Here is a 20,805-nt window from a genome sequence, read left to right as displayed (position 1 = left end):
TAAATAAACGATTTTTTACATGATCGTATCGAAAGAAAGTATCGACAAATGGACAGACTAATCCTCTGCTAGTTTTCATCATTTTTGTTCACTATTTGTGATGGATGAAATAAATAAGAGAATTAGAACTTCATTGGTCAAAGTACCTTCCTTTCATAATATTACTTTTATTGTATGCGCATACAAATGGATTTGTCAAACTTATTTCTGTGTGCTATTTTTGAATTTATTATTATACAATTGTGCTTTTGCCAGTGCCTCAGCATCGTTCTTGATTTCATCTAGTCCATTCGCATCCCCAATAATATACCCTTCAAATGATGAACCGACAAAATCAAAGATATATTGAAACTGGGCGATAAGCGGCAATGCTTTCAGTTTTGGACTGTCTCCGCCAACGATGACAACGTACATTTTTTTGCCTTTCATTTTTTCTTTGAAATGAAGAGATTTATTACGCAAGCTTTGTGACCAGCGATCAACGAAGTTCTTCATGTGGCCGCTCATTCCGTACCAGTATAGCGGTGTAGCGAAGATAATCGTGTCGTGCTCTAGCATGCGTTTGGTTAACTGCTCGTAGTCATCATTTACAGGTTGAAATCCTTCTACATCATGGCGCTGATCTATGATTGGGTGGACGATATGATCACGCAAGTAAATTTGTTCTGTTTCAATCCCATCAATCACCATATGTGTTAAAGCTTCCGTATTTCCGTTTTGTCTTGAACTGCCATGTATAACAAACATGTAATCATCCCTTTTCTTTTGCTTGTTTTAGGAGTGAAACGTGTTTTTGTAAATTCGTTTGAATGTTGGAAAGTAATGTGATTTGCTTCGTTACCTCATCAAGTTTGTCTTCGTAAAGTGCAAGGATACTACTACACGGATTTTCGTAAAGATGTGGCTCGATTTCAAGGCAACGTAGCATTCGTTCTGTTTCTTCTAAATTTAAGCCGATTTGCAAGTACATTTGAATCAGCTCTACTTTTTCGATTGCACTTTCATCAAAATCACGGTAGCCATTTGCTAGGCGTTTCGAAGGGAGTAATCCCTTTTCTTCATAATGTCTTAGTGCCCTTTCGCTAACCCCAGTTTCTTTTGATAACTCTCCAATTCGCAATGCGTTTCACTCCTTTTACATGTATTGTAAACCTTCACACTAATGTGAAGGTCAACTCTGTTTTTTCGCAAAAGAATCTACGTGTTTTAAAAAGACTTGAATAGCTTTAGACGGGATAAAATATTTGCCGCGCACGATGGAGAATGGACGGATTAGCTCTTCGTTCGGAACAGGGATGTGGAATAGTTCTTTTGCTAATAGTTCTTTTCGAACAGTCCAATCTGAAAGGATGGCGATGCCAAGACCGGCTGCAACGGCTTCCTTCACGCTTTGAATACTGCTAAATGTAAAGAAGCGCTTCATTTTTAAATGATGTTGGTGTATAAAGCGATCGCTATAGGCACGTGTGCCAGAGCCGCTCTCCCTTAATACCCAGACTTGATCTTGCAATGTATTTTCGTTAATCCCCTTGATATGGAGCAATGGGTGGTTTGGCGGGACGACGAGTTTCATTTCATCTTGCATAAAAGTTTCAACATCTACGTCAGCGTATACGACTTGGCCTTCCACTAAGCCGATATCAATTTGATTAGAGCGGAGGCTTTGCAAAACTTCTTCCGTATTGGAGATAAATGTATGAACTTCGACGTGTGCATTTTCATTGGCAAAGCGCGCAAGTATTTTTGGAAGTAAGTATTCGCCAATTGTAAAGCTAGCGCCGATGCGAAGTGTCCCTGTTACGACGTTATGCAGCGCATTAATTTCCTGTTTTGCATCTTCATAAAGTGAGAGCATCTGCTTTGCGTGTATGTATAATATGTTTCCAGCTTCCGTAACTTGGACGTGCTTTGGGGAGCGCTGAATAAGTGTAGTCCCAAGTTCATTTTCCAGGTTGCGAATGTGCATACTAACGCCAGGTTGTGAAAGGTTTAATAGTTCCGCAGCACGCGAAAAATGTTTTTGTTCAACGACAGTAACAAAGATCTTTAAAATGTCGACGTTCATTTGTTAGGCCCCTTTATTTTTACTTTTATTTTATCATAAGTATTTCTGATGATAGGTATTCAATATTGATATTAAACTTATTATTAAAACTCTCTTATAATGTAACTAGAAAGAACATGCATGTTCCAATACGATTATTGGGGTGGTACAAAGTGGAACAAACACTTGTTATACAAAAGAAGAAGGGCTTTGGATTTTCGCAAGGTATTGGGATTACGTTATTAATCGCAATCGCCGCGAAATATTTAGCAGAGCTTCCATTTTTAAATATTATGGGACAATTAGTAATCGCTATTCTAATCGGGATGGTTTGGCGCGCGGCAATCGGGATTCCTCAAGAAGCGATAGCGGGAACGAACTTTGCGAGTAAGAAGTTGCTACGCTTTGGGATCATCTTACTCGGAATGAGGTTAAATCTTGTAGATATTGCGAAGGCGGGGCCGAAAGTATTGGTCATCGCAGCGGTTGTTATTACATTTACAATTTTCGTTGTATATGGACTAACGAAAGTATTTAAAGTAGAACAGAAACTTGGAATTTTAACAGCATGTGGGACGGCAATTTGCGGAGCTGCAGCGGTCGTGGCAATTGCACCGCAAGTGAAAGCGAAAGATGAAGAAACAGCAGTCGGGGCAGCAATTATTGCAATTTTAGGTACAATATTTACACTTATTTATACGCTATTATACCCAGTGCTTGGCTTCTCACCCTACGGTTACGGGGTGTTCTCAGGGGCGACGCTGCACGAAATCGCTCACGTTATCGCGGCTGCAGCGCCAGGAGGTAGCACGGCTGTAGACATCGCGGTTATTGTGAAGTTAACGCGCGTAGCGATGCTTGTGCCAGTAGCGATTTTAATTGGATTATGGTTTGGTAAGAGCGAGGAAAGCAAGGGAAAAAGATCGTGGCGCGACCTTCCGATTCCTTGGTTCATCTTCGGATTTTTAGCAATGAGTGCGGTGCATTCGCTTGGGATTATCCCAGAAGTTGTTGCCGGATATATTGTAGTAATTGCGTACATGCTTATTGCAATGGCAATGGCAGGGCTCGGTTTAAATGTAGAGTTTAAAACGTTCCGCAAATTAGGAAGTAGGGCATTTGTGGCAGGGTTGATTGGCTCGGTTTGCTTATCTGTTCTTGGGTACGTTCTTGTATATGCATTAGGATTTATGTAGCAAAAAAAGAGGCATCTTATAGATGTCTCTTTTTTTTACCTTTTTTTGTAAAGATATCTTTACTTGGATTTGGAAAATATTTATAATTAAAGTAAAGATATCTTTACTTTCGAAGGTGGAGCCTATGGGTGTGAAAAATAAAATTAAAGAATTGCGAAAACAACATCATATAACGCAAATTGAAATGGCAAAGGCGATGCAAGTGACGCGGCAGACAATCGTGGCGATTGAGAACCACCACTATAACCCAAGTCTAGAGTTATCCCTAAAAATCGCCAAATATTTTGGAATGAAGGTAGAGGAAATATTTACGCTGGAGTAAGGGGAGAGAAAATGAACGATACTAAAAAGTTGTATATCGCTACGGTCTTAGGATTATGTGGAGGGGGACGTTTTAGTTCGGATTATGGACCCATCCATACCGACGTTATCGCTTATAGTTAGTAACATTTTAGCAATTGTATTTCTGATATTGTATACGAATTACAAAAAGCGGAAGTACAAAAAAGAAGAACTTCCAGATATAGATGAGCGGGTAAATGAAAATATAAAAAAGTATGTAAATGTCTCATTTATATTCGCATTTCTTTTGCTTATTGTTTATATTGTTGCAAGCAAAGCGATAGGGCGAATTACTATACCGATTCCAGAAATATTCATTGTATGTAGTTTCTTATTTGCTGGTAGTCTCATCATAGGAGTAATGGCGGGAAAACGAGCATAACGATAGGAGGAATGAAAATGCAAGATGAGTTTGAGAGATTTCAGTCGGATAAAGCGTTTAAATATTTAGGGTTGTTTTTAACAATGAGTTTAGCGGTATGGAGTTTGTATAATTTAATTGTTTATGGAAATGCGGGCATGCCGTTTGTTTTATTTGTATTAGGACAGTTTGTTTATTTCTTTGTGAACTATTGGCCGAAATGGAAATATAGAAATCAAAAAGAGGCTGATCATGTATGAGTAAGCAAGATATTATACGGTTCATAGGAAGTTTGTTTTTAGCGGGTCTTGTTTTAAATGTGAGTTTAATGATTTTAAGTATTTCGTGGGGAACGATCTTCATATCGAATGTAGCACTAGTCATTTTATATGGCATTTAGGAATATAGAGAACAGAAGCGTTTGAAAGAAGAGAGAGTACCGTCAATTGATGAGCGAGTTGTGAACAATATGAAGTCATATTTTACGATTTGTATTACAAGCTGCGTTTTTTTGTTCATTATGTATCTTTGTGTAAATAAGTATTTAGATAGGCAAGTAGTACATGTAAATGAGTTATTATATATTGCTATTTTTGGTTTATTAATAAGTATGGCATCGACGAGTGTGTTAGCAACAAGGAATAGATAGAAAAAGGGGAACTGGGATGGGATTACCGGTATTATGTGTCGCTACGGCTATTTTTGCTTTGTTTTGGGGAATACAAAACTTCTCTCGTAATCCAGTGCCAAGTGTATGTATTATGATTGGTGCTGTAGGTTTATCATACTATTTATTAATTTTAGCGCATTATCATAAAACAGCAACAAGTGTTGTTGTAGGGGCAATTATTTTATTTTGTGGTCGTGCTATACAAAAGGGGTTATTTCCATAACAGCTGTTTATACAAAAGGTATAAACAGCTTTTTGTATTTTTTTTACAAACTACTTGAAAGTTACGTTACGTCATCTTTTATAATGAAGGAGAAGAGGTGATGGAGTTGATTTCAATTCAAGAACTAACGAGGGAAACAGGGGTTACAGTAAGGACGTTACGTTATTATGATCAAATTGATTTATTAAAGCCGAGTGGGAAAACTGATGGAGGACATCGGTTATATAGCGAGAGAGATGTTGTTCGTTTGCAGCAAATTTTATTTTTAAAAGAAATGGGTTTTTCATTAAAAGAGATTACGAATATGTTAATAACGGATGAGCTCAATTTAAAAGTATCGCTTGAAAAGCAACTTAGATTTGTACAGGAAGAACAGAAAAAATTTAATCGAATGGAACGTATTTTACAGGCAGTTGTTTATTCAGTAGATGTGGAGGGAGAACTGGATTGGAAAGTTATGTTTGAACTCATTCAGCTTTCGAAACAGTCTCCGCGAATACGTGAGATGTTTCAAAATGAAGTTTTTTCTAAGGGAGAACAAAAGTTGCTTCATAATTTGCCGAACATGAGTGAAGAAGATCCGAATGTTTTAGAATGGGTAAATTTATTGAAGCAACTACGTAACTTTATGAAAGACGGTAAGGAAGCATCATGTGATGAAGTACAAGGCGCAACAAAGAAATTAATGCAGAAGTGTTTAGAGATGGCAAATGGTGATGAAGCATTTTTAGATAAATTGTGGGAAGTAAGAAAGTCAAAAGAAGATTCACAGAAAATGAGTATGTATCCAATTGAAGAAGAGCTTCTATTATATATGGATGAGGCTTTTCGTATATATGACGAAAGGGAGAGGGATAAATGAGTATACTTGCAGAATATCGTTGGTATTTTTTAATTGGGGCAGAGATTGTATTTTGGTTATCAGCTATCGGATTCTTTTTACTAAGGTATGGATTTCGCTTGAAAAAGGCAAGTTTTATTATGGGGATTGTGCTACTTGTAAATGAAGTGTTTATTTTAACTTTAGGAGTAGTGGACTACTATCAAACAGGGAAGTTCTCTAATTTTCAAATCATTACGGTAATCATTTTATTATATGCAGTTTTTTATGGGAAAAAGGATTTGAAGAAATTAGATATATATGTACAAAAATTAGTTGCGAAGTGGCGGAATGAACCGGCGCCTATTATCGAAGAACCACTTGAAGTAACAGGGATGGCGCATGCGAAGCAGGAAATAAAAAATTGGGTTTTACATCTTATTTTGTTTATTGCGGTTCATATATTCTTTTTCTTCATGTATGGGCTTATTCCAGTAGAACAGTGGGGGAATTGGTTAGAGTCAGGAATCGTTTTAAATAAAACAGCAAGCCGTGTAAGCCAAGTATGGGCTATTATTCTTTTAGTGGATACTGCGATTTCATTTTCATATGTTATTTTTCCGAAGAAGGAGAAAGGAAACAAGAAGCTACTTTCATAGAGGAAAGTAGCTTTTTTCTAGTATACCAATAGTTTGTATAGGAGAGGATAACAATAGGGAAAAGAACAGGTTTTATATGCTTATTTCTCTATAGTTTAGTAGCATGTTCACAACCTAACAGTGCAATTGATAAGAAGAATGATGTCGTTGCAAAGGGGGCAGAAATTTCTAATCTAGATAAATTCGAGAAGTTCATTTGGAATGTGGAACAAGGGAAAGTTGATAAAATAAGAATTGTACAGTATACACATGAAGGTGATCCTGTTTTTCAAACGTTAGAGCATAGTGAGAAAGATATACTTTATGTGTTAGATAATAGACAAGATCAATTTGCTGGTGACCATAAAGGGTTACATAAAGATAGTTGTAAAAGGATTGTTAAAGAGCAACGTGAATCAGAAACGGCATATAGGTTAATAGATTGTACGAATGAAAATGGGCGCAATGGATATGACTTATTATATGTACTTGAAAAATAGAGTTAGTAGAGGAAGGAAGTATTTATTCCTTCCTTTTTCTATATATAACTTGTCGAAAACTTTACCGAATATCTGTTCGTTTTTTTAGGTTTTTTATGGGCATTCGTGGTAAAATAATAATACAGATTTTTATGAGGAGGTCGGTTTTTAGTTGGAACATCCATTTGAAATTATCTCAGAGTATTCCCCGCAAGGTGATCAGCCGGGAGCGATAGAGAAGCTTGTAGAGGGAATTAATAGTGGAAAGAAAAAGCAAGTGTTGCTTGGAGCGACAGGAACGGGTAAGACATTTACGATTTCAAATGTCATTAAAGAAGTGCAGAAACCAACACTTGTAATGGCTCATAATAAAACGTTAGCAGGACAGTTATATAGTGAGCTGAAAGATTTCTTTCCTAACAATTCTGTGGAGTATTTTGTTAGTTATTACGATTATTATCAGCCGGAAGCGTACGTACCACATACGGATACGTTTATTGAAAAAGATGCGCAAATTAACGATGAAATTGATAAATTACGCCACTCGGCAACGTCTTCTTTATTTGAAAGAGATGATGTTATTATCGTTGCGAGTGTTTCGTGCATATACGGTTTAGGTTCTCCGGAAGAATACCGCGAGTTAGTTGTTTCGCTTCGAGTTGGTATGGAAAAGGACCGCAATCAATTGCTTCGTGAACTTGTTGATGTACAGTATGGACGTAATGATATTGATTTTAAGCGTGGTACATTCCGTGTGCGCGGAGATGTAGTTGAAATCTTCCCCGCATCACTTGATGAGCATTGTATTCGAATTGAATTTTTTGGGGATGAAATAGATCGTATTCGAGAAGTAAATGCATTAACGGGTGAAGTATTAGCAGAACGTGATCATGTAGCAATCTTCCCGGCATCTCACTTCGTTACACGTGAAGAAAAGCTGAAGGTCGCTATTGAAAATATTGAAAAAGAATTAGAAGAGCGTTTAAAAGAATTAAATGATAACGGTAAGTTGTTAGAGGCGCAGCGCATAGAACAGCGAACGCGTTATGATTTAGAAATGATGCGCGAGATGGGCTTTTGTTCAGGGATTGAAAACTATTCCCGTCATTTAACACTTCGTCCAGCAGGCTCAACGCCATATACTCTTTTAGATTATTTTCCAGAGGATTTCTTAATCGTTATGGATGAGTCGCACGTATCGGTTCCGCAAGTAAGAGCGATGTATAACGGGGACCAAGCACGTAAGCAAGTGCTTGTTGATCATGGATTCCGTCTGCCATCAGCTTTAGATAATAGACCGCTCACGTTTGATGAGTTTGAAGAGAAAACGAATCAAGTTATTTACGTTTCGGCAACGCCAGGACCGTACGAGTTAGAGCAGTCACCGAAAGCAATAGAACAAATTATTCGTCCAACAGGGCTTTTAGATCCACCAATTGATATACGACCAATTGAAGGACAAATAGATGATTTATTAGGAGAAATCCATGACCGGATTGCGAAAAATGAACGTGTATTAATTACGACTTTAACGAAGAAAATGTCAGAGGATTTAACGGACTATTTAAAAGATGTAGGAATTAAAGTGAATTATCTTCACTCTGAAATTAAAACATTAGAGCGTATTGAAATTATCCGTGATCTTCGCCTTGGTAAGTTTGATGTACTTGTCGGTATTAACTTATTACGAGAAGGATTAGATATTCCAGAAGTATCACTTGTAGCTATTTTAGATGCTGATAAGGAAGGGTTCCTACGTTCAGAGCGTTCATTAATTCAAACAATTGGTCGTGCGGCGCGTAATGCAAACGGCCGCGTTATTATGTACGCAGATCGCATAACGAGATCGATGGGAATTGCAATTGAAGAAACACAGCGTCGTCGTAGTATACAAGAAGCTTACAATGAAAAGCATGGTATTACGCCGAAAACGATTCAAAAAGGAGTACGTGACGTTATTCGTGCGACAACAGCAGCTGAGGATACGGAAATATATGAAGCAACACCAGCTAAGAAGATGACGAAAAAAGAACGTGAAAATACAATTGCGAAGATGGAAGCAGAGATGAAAGAAGCAGCAAAGGCATTAGATTTCGAGCGTGCAGCTGAATTAAGAGATTTACTATTAGAATTAAAAGCGGAAGGGTGAAAAGAGTGAGTAAAGATTTTATTGTTGTAAAAGGTGCTAGAGCGCATAATTTAAAAAATATTGACGTAACCATTCCGAGAAATCAGCTTGTTGTTGTGACGGGATTGTCTGGTTCGGGGAAATCATCGTTAGCATTCGATACGATTTATGCAGAAGGGCAGCGTAGATACGTGGAATCTTTATCTGCGTATGCGCGCCAGTTTTTAGGGCAAATGGATAAGCCGGATGTTGATATGATTGAAGGTTTATCTCCAGCGATTTCAATTGATCAAAAAACGACGAGTCGTAATCCTCGTTCAACGGTTGGAACGGTAACGGAGATTTATGATTATTTACGTTTATTATTTGCACGAATTGGTACGCCGATTTGTCCGAATCATGGAATTGAAATTACATCACAAACAGTGGAACAGATGGTAGACCGTGTTCTTGAATATCCTGAACGTACGAAGTTGCAAGTGCTAGCGCCTATCGTGTCAGGGCGTAAAGGTGCGCATGCGAAAGTATTAGAAGATATTAAGAAGCAAGGTTATGTTCGTGTGCGCGTTGATGGAGAGATGCTGGATGTATCGGAAGAGATTACTTTAGAAAAAAATAAGAAGCATTCAATTGAAGTTGTTATTGACCGTATTGTTGTGAAAGAAGGAATTGCAAGCCGACTTGCAGATTCACTAGAAAGTGCTTTAAAGCTTGGCGGGGGCCGAGTTTTAATCGATGTAATGGGAGAGGAAGAACTTCTATTTAGTGAACATCATGCTTGTCCACATTGTGGTTTTTCAATCGGAGAATTAGAGCCGCGTATGTTCTCGTTTAATAGTCCGTTCGGCGCGTGTCCTTCTTGTGATGGACTTGGATCGAAGTTAGAGGTAGATTTAGAACTTGTTATTCCGAACTGGGATGTATCATTAAATGAACATGCGATTGCTCCTTGGGAACCGACAAGTTCACAATATTACCCGCAATTATTAAAATCCGTGTGTAATCATTACGGCATCGATATGGATATGCCGGTGAAAGATATACCGAAGGATTTATTTGATAAAGTGCTGTACGGAAGCGGGGAAGAGAAGCTTTATTTCCGCTATGTGAATGAATTTGGTCAAGTAAAGGAAAATGAGATTTTATTTGAAGGTGTTATTCCGAATATTGAGCGTCGTTATCGTGAGACGAGTTCTGATTATATTCGTGAGCAAATGGAGAAATATATGGCAGAGCAAGCTTGTCCGAAGTGTAAAGGTGGACGCTTAAAGCCTGAGAGTTTAGCTGTTTTCGTTGGTGATAAAACGATTGCCGATGTAACGAAATATTCTGTTCAAGAAGTACAGGAGTTCTTCTCAACTGTTGAGTTAACGGAGAAACAACAAAAAATTGCTCATTTAATTTTAAGAGAAATTCAGGAACGTGTCGGGTTCTTAGTGAACGTCGGTTTAGATTATTTAACGTTAAGTCGTGCCGCAGGAACTTTATCAGGTGGTGAGGCGCAGCGTATTCGTTTAGCGACACAAATTGGTTCTCGCCTTACTGGCGTACTTTACATTCTTGATGAGCCTTCTATCGGTTTGCATCAGCGTGATAATGATCGTCTTATTCGTACATTGCAGGAAATGCGTGATTTAGGAAATACGTTAATTGTTGTTGAGCATGATGAAGATACAATGATGGCTGCTGATTATTTACTTGATATCGGACCTGGTGCAGGTATTCATGGTGGTCAAGTTGTATCAGCAGGTACACCAGCTGAAGTTATGCAAGACGAGAATTCATTAACTGGGAAATATTTAAGCGGTAAAGAGTTTATTCCGGTACCACTTGAAAGACGTAAAGGTGACGGACGTAAAGTGGAGATTGTCGGTGCGAAAGAAAATAACTTAAAGAATGCGAAAATGTCATTCCCCCTAGGAACATTTGTAGCAGTAACAGGCGTATCTGGCTCTGGAAAAAGTACGATAATTAATGAAGTACTATACAAATCATTAGCTCAAAAGCTATATAAAGCGAAAGCAAAGCCAGGGGCTCATAAAGAAATTAAAGGTCTTGAGCAGTTAGATAAAGTTATTGATATTGATCAATCACCAATCGGGCGTACACCACGTTCAAATCCGGCGACATACACTGGCGTATTTGATGATATTCGTGATGTATTTGCGCACACGAATGAAGCGAAAGTACGTGGGTATCAAAAAGGACGTTTCAGCTTTAACGTAAAAGGCGGCCGTTGTGAAGCGTGCCGCGGTGATGGAATTATTAAAATCGAAATGCATTTCTTACCAGACGTGTATGTTCCATGTGAAGTTTGTCACGGTAAACGTTACAACCGTGAAACGTTAGAAGTGAAATATAAAGATAAGAATATTTCTGAAGTGTTAGGGATGACAATTGAAGATGGGGTAGAGTTCTTTGCTAATATCCCGAAAATTAAGCGTAAACTTCAAACGCTTGTAGATGTAGGGCTTGGTTATATGAAATTAGGACAACCAGCTACGACGTTATCAGGTGGTGAGGCGCAGCGTGTGAAATTAGCTTCTGAATTACATCGTCGTTCTACAGGGCGTACGTTATACATTTTAGATGAGCCAACGACTGGCTTACATGCACATGATATTGCACGCCTTCTAGAAGTGTTGCAACGTCTTGTTGAGAGTGGTGAGACGGTACTTGTAATTGAGCATAATTTAGATGTTATTAAAACAGCTGATTATATTATTGACCTTGGACCAGAAGGGGGAGACAAAGGCGGACAAATTGTTGCTTCGGGAACGCCAGAGCAAGTGGTGAAAGAAGAGCGCTCTTATACAGGTAAGTATTTAAAAGAGATTTTAGATCGTGATAAAGCAAGAATGAAAGAGAAAATAAAAGAAGTAGAGTTATCACAATAAGTTGTTAATAAAAACCGAGTGGGAATTGCACTCGGTTTTTATTTCACTAAGGGAAACTGGTAAGAATGTTAGTAGGTATACAAGTATAAAGAATAGAATAAATTGGTATAAGTGTTTGCATGTTACTTGCGTTTATTATCTATTAGCGTATGATGAAATATATATGTTAAAAGGATGTGTAAGGAAATGAGATGGATTGTATCACTTCTTGTAAATAGCGTTGTGTTAATCGCTGTATCCGGACTTTTAAAAGGGGTTGCACCAGACGCATTTTACATAGCAAATATACAAACTGCAATTATTGCGAGTATTATATTGGCGATTTTAAACGTATTTGTAAAGCCGCTTTTAATTTTAATTACGCTACCGATTACTCTTGTAACTTTCGGTTTCTTCTTAATTGTTATTAATGCGATTACGTTAAAGATGACGGATTCGTTATTAGGGGACGCCTTTAATATATCTGGATTTGGTGTAGCGATTGTTGCGGCAATTTGTATTTCTATTTTTAATATGATAATTGAAAAAGTAATTGTTGAACCATTACATGAAAAAAAGAGGAAATGACAAAAAGAAAAACATTTCATGACTCATATGAAATGTTTTTTTCTATTTATTAGAAACCGAGTTTCTTGTTTCCAGAAAAAAATGGTACAATATCCGATAGAATGGAATTTTACATCAAATGAGACTGAACCCGCAGCGGAGTGGAGGTTTATACATATGCCGAAAGTAAGGACAAAAGATTTAATTGAACAATTTCAATTGGAGTTAGTAAGTGGTGAAGAAGGGATTCATCGTCCGATTGATACGAGTGATTTATCGCGACCTGGAATTGAAATGGCAGGATTTTTTACATATTATCCAGCAGATCGCGTGCAGCTTCTTGGGAAAACGGAGCTTACGTTCTTTGATACGTTAACGACAGAGCAAAAGCAAGAGAGAATGAAAGCGCTTTGTACTGAGGAGACGCCTTGTATTATTGTAACTCGTAATCAAGATGTACCGGATGAGTTATTACAAGCATCACGTGAATCAGGCGTGCCTTTATTACGTTCTGCTCAAACGACGACGAGATTATCAAGTCGTTTAACAAACTATTTAGAAGGTAAGTTAGCGCCAACAACAGCTGTTCATGGTGTGCTAGTAGATATTTATGGTGTTGGTGTTTTAATTACAGGTCAAAGTGGTGTCGGGAAAAGTGAGACAGCGCTTGAACTTGTAAAGCGTGGTCACCGCCTTGTTGCGGATGATAGCGTAGAAATTCGTCAAGAAGATGAAGATACATTAGTAGGGAGCTCACCTGATTTAATTGAGCACTTATTAGAAATTCGTGGTCTAGGTATCATTAACGTAATGACGTTATTCGGTGCAGGGGCAGTACGAAATTATAAACGTATTACACTTGTTATTAATCTTGAAATTTGGGATCAAAAGAAAAATTATGATCGCTTAGGTCTTGATGAAGAGAAGATGAAGATTATTGATACAGAACTTACGAAGATTACACTTCCAGTTCGTCCTGGTCGAAACTTGGCTGTTATTATTGAAGTAGCAGCGATGAACTTCAGATTAAAACGTATGGGAGTCAATGCGGCACAACAGTTCTCTGAACGATTAATGAGTGCGATTGAGTTAGGAAATCAAGAGTAGACTCTGGAGAGGGAGGTCATATACATGCTGTTAGGTTCTGTACCACAGCTTGACCGTATAGCAGTCCAACTTGGGCCGTTCCCTGTTTATTGGTATGGGGTTATTATCGGTACAGGTGTGCTATTAGGTCTTTGGCTAGCAACTCGCGAGGGAGAAAGGCTTGGTATTCACAAAGATACATTTATCGACCTTGTATTAATCGCAGTACCAATTGCCATTCTTTTTGCGAGAATGTATTATGTCATTTTTGAATGGGAATATTATTCGCAAAATCCGAGTCAAATTATTAATATTCGTCAAGGTGGTTTGGCGATTCATGGTGGTTTAATCGGGGCTGTTATTACAGGAATCCTTTTTGCGAAACGACGCGGGCTTTCATTCTGGAAGTTAGCGGATATTGCTGCGCCGAGTATTTTACTAGGACAAGCAATTGGCCGATGGGGAAACTTTATGAACCAAGAGGCGCATGGTGATGAAGTAACGAGACAGTTTTTAGAAGGTCTTCATTTACCAGATTTCATTATTAATCAAATGTACATTGATGGTGTGTATTATCACCCAACGTTTTTATATGAATCATTATGGAACTTTGCAGGTGTTATTTTACTACTCGCGTTACGAAAAGTGAATTTACGCCGTGGTGAATTATTCTTCACATATTTAATTTGGTATTCAGTGGGACGCTTCTTCGTAGAAGGTTTGCGTACAGATAGTTTAATGTTAGGACCACTTCGTATTGCACAAGTAATGTCTATTGGAATTGTTGTTATTTCTATCATTTTCATTATTGTGAGACGAAAAATGGGGCAAGCTGATAAAAGATATTTAGAAAATTAGAGAAAAGTAGCATCTTATAGAAGATGCTGCTTCTTTCATATTCAGGTAATGAAAGGATTAAGGACGATGAAAATAAATACAGTGTTATTTGATTTAGATGGAACGTTAATTAATACAAATGAACTTATTATCTCTTCTTTTTTACATACGTTAAATCACTATTATTCTAATCAGTATAAGCGTGAAGATGTATTGCCATTTATCGGTCCATCTTTGCATGATACTTTTAGTAAAATTGATGCAAGTAAGGTTGAAGAGATGATTACATGTTATCGTCAATTTAATCATGAGCATCATGATGAATTAGTGGAAGAGTATGAAACTGTATATGAAACGGTTCAAGAATTGAAGAAGCAAGGTTATAAGATCGGCATCGTTACAACGAAAGCGAGACAGACGGTTGAAATGGGATTAAAGCTTTCGAAACTTGATCAGTTTTTTGATGTTGTCGTGACGATTGATGATGTGGAACATGTGAAACCACATCCAGAACCACTTCAAAAAGCATTGAAATTATTAGATGCAAAGCCAGAAGAAACATTGATGGTTGGTGATAATCATCATGATATCGTCGGTGGACAAAATGCAGGTACGAAAACAGTAGCGGTTTCATGGACATTGAAAGGTAGAGCGTATTTAGAAGCGTATAAACCAGATTATGTGCTAGATAAAATGAGTGATTTACTACCGATTTTGTCCCGCATTAACGGGTAGTAAGATTCCTGCCGGTTAAAGTGTCACTTTTATATAAGTAGAGGAGAGAGTTCAGTGCGACGGACAACGCGCTATCCTGTTTCAGGAGAAAATTCATTGTGGAATGTGTATAAAACAGTTTCTTTTTGGAAGGTAATGAAAAATTTTATTATCATCCAAATCGCACGTTACACGCCATTTTTATCCGTAAAGAATTGGTTATATCGCACGTTTTTACGGATGGAAGTAGGAAAGAAAACGTCGTTTGCACTTATGGTAATGCCAGATATTATGTTTCCAGAAAAGATTACTGTGGGAGAAAATTCAATTATCGGCTATAATACAACGCTTTTAGCACATGAATATTTAATTCGTGAGTATCGACTTGGAGAAATCGTCATAGGGAATGAAGTTATGATTGGAGCGAATACGACAATTTTACCAGGTGTGACAATTGGAGATGGAGCTATCGTTTCTGCAGGCACACTTGTCCATAAAGATGTACCAGGCGGCGCTTTCGTAGGCGGAAATCCGATGCGTATTATTTATACGAAAGAGGAAATGGCCACTAGAGAAGGTTGATGTTAAAAATGTAACATTTCCCTTCTCTTTTTATGAATAAAAAGGAAATAATTGATTATAATATACTGTTTTGTTTTTTACGGAATCGTTTATACTTATAGATAGAAGAATGTGTGAACGAAGAAAACAAAAAACTGGAGGATATATGGGGAAAAATCAAAGAATATATAAGGAGAACGGACAAGTTATCTCTTTTAATCAGTTAGCGGACTTCTTTTATAAAAAAGGGATGAGGGCTTATAAAGGGCAAAAATTGCAAGATGCAATTAAATATTTTCGAAGAGCAGCACAAAGCGAGAAGGAGCCGTTTATTTTATGCCAACTAGCAATAGCATTATCTGAATCTGGTGAATATCAAGAGTCGAATCAGATATTTCTAAAGCTTGTTAGATCCAATCCTGAACTTGAGCAATGCTATTATTTTATTTCAAATAATTATGCATATATGGGCTTGTTTCAACAGGCGAAGAAGTATGCAGAGCGATATTTAGAAGTTGCGGAAGAGAAGGAATTTGTAGAAGATACATTAGAATTGCTTGAGATTATGGAAGAAGATGCAATGGGTGCGGAAGAGATTGAGGATGAAGATGAGCTAATTGTTATGCAAGAAGAAGCGAACCGCTACATTCGTAACGGACAATTAGAAGAGGCGATTGCTACACTAGAAGTTGTTACGAAAGAATATCCAGAATTTTGGTCAGGACATAATAATTTAGCGATTGCACATTTTCAATCAGGTAATGTAGATCAAGCGCTTAAGTTAACAGAAATGATTTTAGAGAAAAATCCTGGTAATATGCATGCGCTTTGTAATACTCTTATTTTTCTATATTCAATTGGAGAGCATAAGCAAGTAGAGTCATTAGCGGGGCAGTTAGTATCGGTATATCCAATTTCATTTGAGCATCGTTTGAAACTTGGAACAACGCTTGCAACAATTGGTCATTTTGAACCTGCATATAAATGGTTCAAAGTATTAAAGCGTCAAGGGTACGAAGGAGACGTCAGTTTTTATTACTGGTTTGCATACTCTGCGTATATGGTGAAGGAACAGCAAGTAGCTGAAAAAATGTGGCAACATGTTGTAGAATTGCATCCTGATAAAAAAGGAAAAGAACCGTGGAATGCACTGAATTTAGCAGATGAAGGACAAAATCTTTTATTTGAAGAGTTACGAAAATCATTTCAGCAAAGTACGACGCTAGAAGAGAAAATGCTAGCTTTATATTTAATGAATGAATTGTCAACACCAGAGAAGGTTGGATTCTTCTTTGATGTAACGCAAGCGAAAAATGGTGTTCCAATCGTATCGCAACTTGCAAAATATTTCTTTTTACTTAATAGTCATAAAAGCATCCCAGCTGATTTACAGCAATTTGAACAGTGCGTACGAATCGCGGATGCATTATACAATTATACGAAAAAAGATGATGAATTAATCGAAGAGTGTTTAAATTTTTGGTTTTGCACGTTCATACGTTTATATACATCTGGAGCGACTTTTACAAATGTGTACGGTTGGTCAGCGGCAATTGAATATATTGTGCGCGGCGAACAAAGAAATAAGATGACACAGGCAGAGCTTGGTGATGTATATAATGTATCTGTAGCGACTGTACGAAAGTATGTGCAGGCTGTTAAGCGCACGCACACGTAGGGTAGGCAAATCATTGGGAAAAAAATGATGCTAACAGTATAATGAGGGTAACTTAATGTGTATGAATGAATGGGAGTGAATAGTGTGTCAGAAGAAAAAATTTATGATGTCATTATTATTGGTGCAGGACCAGCTGGTATGACAGCTGCGGTATATACATCTCGTGCGAATTTAAGCACACTGATGCTTGAGCGTGGTATTCCAGGTGGACAAATGGCAAATACAGAAGATGTAGAGAACTATCCAGGTTATGAGTCTATTTTAGGACCAGACTTATCAAATAAAATGTTTGAGCATGCGAAGAAATTTGGTGCTGAATATGCATACGGTGATGTGAAAGCAATCATCGATGGTAAAGAGTACAAAACAATTATTGCTGGCAAAAAAGAATATAAAGCACGTGCAATTATCGTTGCAAGCGGTGCAGAGTATAAAAAAATTGGTGTGCCAGGTGAAACAGAACTTGGCGGCCGCGGTGTATCATATTGTGCAGTATGTGATGGTGCATTCTTTAAAGGGAAAGAACTTGTTGTTATTGGCGGCGGAGATTCTGCTGTTGAAGAGGGTGTGTTCTTAACACGCTTCGCATCAAAAGTAACGATCGTTCACCGTCGTGACACTCTTCGTGCACAGAAAATTTTACAAGATCGTGCTTTCCAAAATGAGAAAGTAGATTTCATTTGGAATCACACTATAAAAGAAATTAACGACGCAAATGGTAAAGTAGGAAGCGTAACACTTGTAGATGTAAACAGCGGAGAAGAACAAGAAGTTAAAACTGACGGCGTTTTCATATACATCGGTATGTTACCACTATCAAAACCGTTTGTTGAGCTAGGTATTACAAATGAAAATGGTTATGTTGAAACGAACGAGCGTATGGAAACGAAAGTTCCTGGTATTTTCGCAGCTGGTGATGTTCGTGAAAAAATGCTTCGTCAAATTGTAACTGCAACAGGTGATGGTAGTATTGCAGCGCAGAGTGCACAGCATTATATAGAAGAGTTAGTAGAAGAATTAAAAACTGTAACAGAAAAATAAGGGGTAATATACCTTTTGAGAAGAAAGCTACCGATAGGAGCTTTCTTTTTTTTGTGAAAATGTCAAAGTTTTGTCAAAAACAATTAGGATTATAAGATTTCTTATTGATATACTGGACTTTACGGAAAAAATCACTATAAGAAATGAGGAATTTATTCAGTATGGAATGGCGTAATATATATCGTGGATTTTGTATGGGCGTTAGTGATTTAATTCCTGGTGTGAGCGGCGGAACAATCGCTGTTGTGTTAGGGATTTATGAACAATTGCTCGCAGCAATTAGCGGATTCTTTAGTCGTGAATGGAAAAAACATTTAGCGTTTTTAATCCCACTTGCAGCTGGTGTAGCGGCGGCTTTTCTAACGTTAAGTCACGTTATTAAATATTTATTAGCAAATCATTATGAACCGACTCAATTTTTCTTCCTCGGTTTAATTATTAGTATATTACCGATGTTAATGAGAGAAGCTGATGCAAAGGCAACGTTTAAAGGTAGTCATATTGCCTTATTAATAATTGCAGCAATTCTTGTTGCAATAACAGCATTCTTTAAACCAGATAAGGCAGCGGATCCAATTACGACGTTAACAATTTTAAATGCAATTGGTTTATTTTTCGCAGGATGGATGGCTAGTATGGCTATGCTTCTTCCTGGAATTAGTGGATCGTTTATTTTATTAATTATTGGTGTGTATCCAACAGCAATTAACGCTTTAACTACACTCAATTTACCGTTAATCGTGGTTATCGGTGCCGGCGTGATGGCCGGATTTGTTGTAAGTAGTAAAGGAATTAGTTATTTGTTAGATCGTTATAAAAGTATGACATTTGCGGCAATTATTGGGCTCGTTATCGGGTCGATTGTCATTGTGTTCCCTGGCATTCCGACTGGTGGCATTTCAATTGTAAGTTCAATTATTACTTTTATTTTAGGATTTGCGGTTGTTACTTATTTCGGTAAGAAATAAGTGTTTTAATCCCCTTAACGATAAAAATCGTTAAGGGGATTTTTATGTGCTATTCATAGGAAGTAAGGTATTTTGATTGCTTGTTATAGAAAGAATTTTTACAATTGCTTAGCGAAAGGGGACTGGCACCTTCGTTGTAGCAAACTGTTTTTGATAGTATAATGAAATGAGTATGCAGTGAGAAATCTTGCTGCAAGTAGCTGAGGTGAAGAAACATGCAAAGAGTGACAAACTGTGTGTTAATTAGAGATAATGAAGTACTCTTACTCCAAAAACCTCGCCGAAATTGGTGGGTTGCACCGGGCGGGAAAATGGAGCGTGGTGAGACAGTAAGAGATTCCGTTGTTCGCGAGTATCGTGAAGAAACAGGTATTTATTTAAAGAATCCAGCATTAAAAGGGGTCTTCACTTTTGTCATCCAAGAAGGTGATAAAGTTGTTTCTGAATGGATGATGTTCTCCTTTTTAGCAACAGATTTTGCAGGAGAAAACAAATTAGAGAGCGAAGAAGGCATCATTGGTTGGCATACATTTGATAAAATTGATGATTTAGCAATGGCACCAGGAGATTATCACATTATTGATTATTTAATTAAAGGGAATGGTATAATCTACGGTACATTTGTATATACCCCAGATTTTGAGTTGCTTTCATATCGATTAGATCCGAGTTAAACCTGCAAGGAGAGGATACGATGACAGAGAATAATGATATAAAAATGGTAATTATTACAGGGATGTCTGGAGCTGGAAAGACGGTAGCGTTACAAAGTTTCGAAGATTTAGGATATTTTTGTGTAGATAATTTACCACCGATGTTATTGCCGAAGTTTATTGAACTTATGGCAGATTCAAAAGGTAAAATGAATAAAGTGGCACTCGGTATTGATTTACGTGGCCGAGAGTTTTTTGAATATTTATGGGGAGCGCTTGATGATTTATCAGAACGTACATGGATTATTCCTCATATTTTATTTTTAGATGCGAAAGATAGCACACTTGTAACTCGTTATAAAGAAACGAGACGTTCGCATCCACTTGCGCCAACTGGCTTGCCGTTAAAGGGAATTGAAGCTGAGCGTGGTTTATTAACTGATATGAAGGCAAGAGCGAATATTGTGCTTGATACATCTGATTTGAAACCGAAAGAATTACGAGAAAAAATTGTTCACTTATTCTCAACAGAAACTGAGCAAGCATTTCGTGTAAATGTTATGTCATTTGGATTTAAGTACGGAATTCCAATTGATGCTGATTTAGTATTTGATGTTCGTTTTTTACCAAATCCATATTATATTCCACATATGAAGCCATTAACAGGACTGGATGAAGAAGTTTCGTCGTATGTGTTGAAATTTAATGAAACACATAAGTTTTTAGAGAAATTGACGGATCTTATCACTTTCATGCTGCCTCATTATAAAAGAGAAGGTAAGAGTCAACTTGTAATTGCGATTGGATGTACAGGTGGGCAACATCGTTCTGTTACGCTTACAGAGTACCTTGGGAAACATTTGAAACCAGAGTATAGCGTTCATGTATCTCATCGTGATGTGGAGAAGAGAAAGGGCCATTAA

General features: G+C 37.5%; 22 protein-coding genes and 2 pseudogenes. 21 read left to right on the top strand and 3 right to left on the bottom strand.

Annotated elements, in window-relative coordinates:
* Positions 1-201: 201 nt before the first annotated feature.
* Genes LCF45_RS25410 through LCF45_RS25400 form a run of 3 tightly spaced genes read right to left on the bottom strand, consistent with a single transcriptional unit; the run spans position 202 to position 2,065 of the window.
* Positions 202-747 carry a flavodoxin family protein gene (locus LCF45_RS25410; protein WP_002016115.1) on the bottom strand — a complete coding sequence of 182 codons (546 nt, stop codon included), beginning with the start codon at positions 745-747 and terminating at the stop codon, positions 202-204.
* Between the two features lie 4 nt (positions 748-751).
* Positions 752-1,120 (bottom strand): MerR family transcriptional regulator, encoded by a 369-nt coding sequence (locus LCF45_RS25405; RefSeq protein WP_002016114.1) that lies wholly within the window; start codon positions 1,118-1,120, stop codon positions 752-754.
* A 51-nt stretch (positions 1,121-1,171) separates the two neighbouring features.
* On the bottom strand, positions 1,172-2,065 hold the full coding sequence (locus LCF45_RS25400) for a LysR family transcriptional regulator (protein WP_002129909.1): 894 nt from the start codon (positions 2,063-2,065) through the stop codon (positions 1,172-1,174).
* A 152-nt stretch (positions 2,066-2,217) separates the two neighbouring features.
* On the opposite strand from LCF45_RS25400, the gene LCF45_RS25395 reads away from it, so the two are divergent.
* The 21 genes and pseudogenes from LCF45_RS25395 (at position 2,218) to rapZ (ending at position 20,805) form a co-directional block, all read left to right on the top strand.
* On the top strand, positions 2,218-3,240 hold the full coding sequence (locus LCF45_RS25395) for a YeiH family protein (RefSeq protein WP_142273900.1): 1,023 nt from the start codon (positions 2,218-2,220) through the stop codon (positions 3,238-3,240).
* Between the two features lie 124 nt (positions 3,241-3,364).
* Complete coding sequence (locus tag LCF45_RS25390) at positions 3,365-3,562, top strand: helix-turn-helix transcriptional regulator (protein ID WP_002016109.1); 198 nt, start codon at positions 3,365-3,367, stop codon at positions 3,560-3,562.
* 11 nt (positions 3,563-3,573) lie between these two features.
* A pseudogene (locus tag LCF45_RS25385) lies at positions 3,574-3,964 on the top strand (hypothetical protein).
* Positions 3,965-3,981: 17 nt separating this feature from the next.
* Entirely contained in the window at positions 3,982-4,203 is a 222-nt protein-coding gene (locus LCF45_RS25380; protein ID WP_002089582.1) for a hypothetical protein, read from the top strand.
* A pseudogene (locus tag LCF45_RS25375) lies at positions 4,200-4,592 on the top strand (ATPase). Before LCF45_RS25380 ends, LCF45_RS25375 begins: the two are co-directional and overlap by 4 nt.
* A 16-nt stretch (positions 4,593-4,608) precedes the next feature.
* Complete coding sequence (locus LCF45_RS25370) at positions 4,609-4,836, top strand: hypothetical protein (protein WP_002034710.1); 228 nt, start codon at positions 4,609-4,611, stop codon at positions 4,834-4,836.
* 100 nt (positions 4,837-4,936) lie between these two features.
* Positions 4,937-5,698 (top strand): MerR family transcriptional regulator, encoded by a 762-nt coding sequence (locus tag LCF45_RS25365; RefSeq protein ID WP_002034711.1) that lies wholly within the window; start codon positions 4,937-4,939, stop codon positions 5,696-5,698.
* On the top strand, positions 5,695-6,315 hold the full coding sequence (locus LCF45_RS25360; RefSeq protein ID WP_078421832.1) for a hypothetical protein: 621 nt from the start codon (positions 5,695-5,697) through the stop codon (positions 6,313-6,315). Before LCF45_RS25365 ends, LCF45_RS25360 begins: the two co-directional genes overlap by 4 nt.
* Positions 6,316-6,362: 47 nt before the next feature.
* Positions 6,363-6,794: a DUF4362 domain-containing protein gene (locus LCF45_RS25355; protein WP_263894901.1), complete on the top strand. Its 432-nt coding sequence runs from the start codon at positions 6,363-6,365 to the stop codon at positions 6,792-6,794.
* Positions 6,795-6,945: 151 nt separating this feature from the next.
* The gene (uvrB, locus tag LCF45_RS25350) at positions 6,946-8,922 is read left to right on the top strand and encodes an excinuclease ABC subunit B (RefSeq protein WP_002016097.1); all 1,977 of its coding nucleotides are present in this window, start codon (positions 6,946-6,948) and stop codon (positions 8,920-8,922) included.
* 5 nt (positions 8,923-8,927) lie between these two features.
* Positions 8,928-11,798 (top strand): excinuclease ABC subunit UvrA, encoded by a 2,871-nt coding sequence (gene uvrA, locus LCF45_RS25345; RefSeq protein WP_002016096.1) that lies wholly within the window; start codon positions 8,928-8,930, stop codon positions 11,796-11,798.
* Between the two features lie 186 nt (positions 11,799-11,984).
* Entirely contained in the window at positions 11,985-12,365 is a 381-nt protein-coding gene (locus LCF45_RS25340; protein ID WP_002089574.1) for a phage holin family protein, read from the top strand.
* A gap of 156 nt (positions 12,366-12,521) precedes the next feature.
* Positions 12,522-13,451 carry an HPr(Ser) kinase/phosphatase gene (gene hprK, locus LCF45_RS25335; protein WP_002016091.1) on the top strand — a complete coding sequence of 310 codons (930 nt, stop codon included), beginning with the start codon at positions 12,522-12,524 and terminating at the stop codon, positions 13,449-13,451.
* A 24-nt stretch (positions 13,452-13,475) separates the two neighbouring features.
* Entirely contained in the window at positions 13,476-14,288 is an 813-nt protein-coding gene (gene lgt / locus LCF45_RS25330; protein WP_002034719.1) for a prolipoprotein diacylglyceryl transferase, read from the top strand.
* Positions 14,289-14,354: 66 nt separating this feature from the next.
* Positions 14,355-15,002, top strand: coding sequence for a pyrophosphatase PpaX (gene ppaX / locus LCF45_RS25325; protein WP_002089567.1), 648 nt, complete (start codon positions 14,355-14,357; stop codon positions 15,000-15,002).
* Positions 15,003-15,056: 54 nt separating this feature from the next.
* Positions 15,057-15,563: an acyltransferase gene (locus tag LCF45_RS25320; RefSeq protein WP_002129892.1), complete on the top strand. Its 507-nt coding sequence runs from the start codon at positions 15,057-15,059 to the stop codon at positions 15,561-15,563.
* A 145-nt stretch (positions 15,564-15,708) separates the two neighbouring features.
* Complete coding sequence (locus tag LCF45_RS25315) at positions 15,709-17,220, top strand: tetratricopeptide repeat protein (RefSeq protein WP_002129890.1); 1,512 nt, start codon at positions 15,709-15,711, stop codon at positions 17,218-17,220.
* Positions 17,221-17,304: 84 nt separating this feature from the next.
* Positions 17,305-18,261, top strand: a complete 957-nt coding sequence (gene trxB / locus LCF45_RS25310; RefSeq protein WP_002089563.1) for a thioredoxin-disulfide reductase — start codon at positions 17,305-17,307, stop codon at positions 18,259-18,261.
* A 161-nt stretch (positions 18,262-18,422) separates the two neighbouring features.
* The gene (locus tag LCF45_RS25305; protein WP_002016085.1) at positions 18,423-19,229 is read left to right on the top strand and encodes a DUF368 domain-containing protein; all 807 of its coding nucleotides are present in this window, start codon (positions 18,423-18,425) and stop codon (positions 19,227-19,229) included.
* Positions 19,230-19,444: 215 nt separating this feature from the next.
* On the top strand, positions 19,445-19,903 hold the full coding sequence (locus LCF45_RS25300) for an NUDIX hydrolase (protein ID WP_001190080.1): 459 nt from the start codon (positions 19,445-19,447) through the stop codon (positions 19,901-19,903).
* A 20-nt stretch (positions 19,904-19,923) separates the two neighbouring features.
* Positions 19,924-20,805: an RNase adapter RapZ gene (gene rapZ / locus LCF45_RS25295; protein WP_002016084.1), complete on the top strand. Its 882-nt coding sequence runs from the start codon at positions 19,924-19,926 to the stop codon at positions 20,803-20,805.

The organism is Bacillus sp. 41-22, from assembly GCF_025809295.1.
In the GTDB taxonomy this organism is placed as follows: domain Bacteria; phylum Bacillota; class Bacilli; order Bacillales; family Bacillaceae_G; genus Bacillus_A; species Bacillus_A mycoides.
Note: the sequence above shows the minus strand (reverse complement) of the source record. Positions and strands in the feature narration are given on the sequence as shown.